Origin of the sequence: Pseudomonas sp. SWRI111 (assembly GCF_014268555.1) — a bacterium.
Taxonomy (GTDB): domain Bacteria; phylum Pseudomonadota; class Gammaproteobacteria; order Pseudomonadales; family Pseudomonadaceae; genus Aquipseudomonas; species Aquipseudomonas hamedanensis.
The window spans coordinates 1-324 of the sequence record NZ_JABWQQ010000082.1 but is presented as its reverse complement, the minus strand read 5'-3'; the positions used below and the strand labels follow the sequence as shown (position 1 = coordinate 324).

1 protein-coding gene is annotated in these 324 nt (G+C 38.3%); it reads left to right on the top strand.

Going from position 1 to position 324, the window contains the following annotated elements; all coding sequences use genetic code 11:
• Window positions 1–324 (top strand): ATP-grasp domain-containing protein (locus HU755_RS27035; RefSeq protein WP_186638309.1); only part of this gene is annotated, 324 nt, incomplete at both ends.

Here is a 324-nt window from a genome sequence, read left to right as displayed (position 1 = left end):
GGCATACGGTATGCTTTAAGCCTGTAATTGGGGAGGGTGGAAATGGGTTTCGAATCATACAAGATCGCTTAGCTACCATAGAGGAACTATTTAATAATGGTATTTCCCATAAAATCACATTTGATCACGCATTCGAGACATTAAAACAGCAATCAGAGTTTCCGCCCTTAATGGTGTTGGAATACTTGGATGGACCGGAATATAGTATTGATTGCTTAGCATATGATGGAGAGTTGATGGCTGCAATTCCTAGGAAAAAGGGAAAAGGAAGAGTAAGGGAATTAGAACAGAATCAAGAATTAATCACATTAGCGGAAAAAATAA